Here is a 1516-nt window from a genome sequence, read left to right as displayed (position 1 = left end):
TCCGCGCGAGTCGGGGGGGACTGCCTTCGGATGGGCCTCGCACAACGGAATCCCTCTCATCTGGAGCCTCTCCGAGCCGGAGGGGGCGCGCGATTGGTGGCCCTGCAAGGACCGCCCCGTGGACAAAGCCGACAGCATCGATGTGTTGCTCCGCGGGCCTGAGGGATTCGTCCTCACCTCGAACGGTCTGCTCGTGGAGGAGATCCCTCACGAGGACGGCTCTCGCACCTATCACTGGAAGCACACCTATCCGATCTCGACCTATCTGGTAAGCGTGACGGGCACTGTCTACGAGAGGATCGAGGATCGCTACGTGTCGGCCGAGGGGGACACGATGCTGATCGAGCACTTCGTCTACCCCGACAAGCTCGCGCAGGCCCAGGAAGACCTGTCGATCACGGCGCCGGCGATCGCCGTCTTCGCGGATCGTTATGGCCCCTACCCCTTCATCCGGGAGAAGTACGGCCATGCCCTCTTCCCTTGGCGCGGGGCGATGGAGCATCAGACGAACACCAGCTACGGAGGCATGCTGATCACCGGCGGGCACAACTACGACTGGATCCTCGTGCACGAGCTGGCGCACCAGTGGTGGGGAGACATGACGAGCCCGGCGGACTGGCGGGACATCTGGCTCAACGAAGGGTTCGCCTCCCACGCGGAGGCGCTCTGGTTCGAGCACCTTGGCGGACCTTCGGCCTACAGGGACTACATGGTGGGCGACCAGGCGGTCTGGGACCCGAGCGGACCCCTCTATGATCCGCGCTACCTGTTCGACTCAAACACGATCTACAACAAAGGGGCTTGGGCGGTCCACATGCTGCGCGGCGTTCTTGGCGATTCCCTCTTCTACGACGTTCTGGCGGCGTACCGCGCCGCGACCGAGTATCGTTCGACCACGACGGAGGAGTTCCAGTCGATCGCGGAACAGGTCGGCGGGCGGTCCCTCGACTGGTTCTTCGATTCGTGGATCTACGGCGTCGACCGGCCCCGATACGAGGTCTCTTACCTCCCGCTCGGTGACCCGACCACGCCTTCGGTGGCGATCCATATCGCCCAGAAGCAGCAGACTGCGGGGTTCTTCACGATGCCGCTCGATCTGGAGATCGCGCTCGATGGGGGAGGCGCAGTCCGAAAGAGGATCTGGAACGATCCCGATCACATCGACTTCGAGTTCGAGCTGGACGGGCCGGCCATCGGCGTCACGGTCGATCCCGACCGCTGGGTTCTCTGCCACCGGGAGACGGCTCCGTACGGCCTGAACATCACGACCACCGATCTTCTCGACGGCGTCGCGGGACAACTCTATGCGGCAACCCTGGTGGGTCGCGGGGGGAGTCCGCCCTACGCGTGGGAGGTCGACCGCGCGAGCCCACTGCCGGACAGCCTGGCGCTCGATCAGGAGACAGGAGTCCTGAGCGGATCCGCTCCCGACAGCGGCGTCTACGCCTTCACGATCAAGCTGTGGGATCGGCTGGGGAAGATGGATCGCCAGTCGTACCGCTGGGCCGTGGGGACG

General features: G+C 64.9%; 1 protein-coding gene. It reads left to right on the top strand.

Features of this window, described 5'->3' with window-relative positions:
* Positions 1 to 1516: M1 family metallopeptidase (locus FJY88_14345; GenBank protein ID MBM3288507.1), on the top strand; the 1516-nt coding region annotated here is incomplete at both ends.

The organism is Candidatus Eisenbacteria bacterium, from assembly GCA_016867495.1.
Classification (GTDB): Bacteria; Eisenbacteria; RBG-16-71-46; order CAIMUX01; family VGJL01; genus VGJL01.
Note: the sequence above shows the minus strand (reverse complement) of the source record. Positions and strands in the feature narration are given on the sequence as shown.